1 rRNA gene is annotated in these 1,083 nt (G+C 54.8%); it reads left to right on the plus strand.

What is annotated here, in order from left to right:
• Positions 1-1,037: ribosomal RNA gene (locus ACFWIW_RS42160) — 23S ribosomal RNA — on the plus strand; the annotation flags it as partial.
• Positions 1,038-1,083: the final 46 nt, after the last annotated feature.

A 1,083-nucleotide genomic window follows, 5' to 3' on the forward strand; every position in this document is an offset into this window, starting at 1 on the left:
TTTGGGGGTGAAGCTGAGAATTTAAGCGCCAGTAAACGGCGGTGGTAACTATAACCATCCTAAGGTAGCGAAATTCCTTGTCGGGTAAGTTCCGACCTGCACGAATGGCGTAACGACTTTCCGGCTGTCTCAACCACAGGCCCGGCGAAATTGCACTACGAGTAAAGATGCTCGTTACGCGCGGCAGGACGGAAAGACCCCGGGACCTTTACTATAGTTTGGTATTGGTTTTCGGTTCGGCTTGTGTAGGATAGGTGGGAGACTGTGAAGCTGGCACGCTAGTGTTGGTGGAGTCGTTGTTGAAATACCACTCTGGTCGGATTGGGAATCTGAACCTCGGACCATGATCTGGTTCAGGGACAGTGCCTGATGGGTAGTTTAACTGGGGCGGTTGCCTCCTAAAGAGTAACGGAGGCGCCCAAAGGTTCCCTCAGCCTGGTTGGCAATCAGGTGTTGAGTGCAAGTGCACAAGGGAGCTTGACTGTGAGACAGACATGTCGAGCAGGGACGAAAGTCGGGACTAGTGATCCGGCACCACCTGGTGGAAGGGGTGTCGCTCAACGGATAAAAGGTACCCCGGGGATAACAGGCTGATCTTGCCCAAGAGTCCATATCGACGGCATGGTTTGGCACCTCGATGTCGGCTCGTCGCATCCTGGGGCCGGAGTAGGTCCCAAGGGTTGGGCTGTTCGCCCATTAAAGCGGCACGCGAGCTGGGTTTAGAACGTCGTGAGACAGTTCGGTCCCTATCCGCCGCGCGCGTAGGATACTTGAGGAAGGCTGTCCCTAGTACGAGAGGACCGGGACGGACGAACCTCTGGTATGCCAGTTGTCACGCCAGTGGCATGGCTGGTTGGCCACGTTCGGAAGGGATAACCGCTGAAGGCATCTAAGCGGGAAGCCTGTTCCAAGATGAGGTATCCCACCCCTTTGTGGGTTAAGGCCCCCAACAGACCATTGGGTTGATAGGCCAGAAATGGAAGCACAGTAATGTGTTGTCGAGTTGACTGGTACTAATAGGCCGAGGACTTGCCCACAAAGATGTTACGCATCCACTCTACAGCTCTGAAACACCACACAACC

It is taken from the genome of Amycolatopsis sp. NPDC058340 (assembly GCF_042723975.1).
Classification (GTDB): domain Bacteria; phylum Actinomycetota; class Actinomycetes; order Mycobacteriales; family Pseudonocardiaceae; genus Amycolatopsis.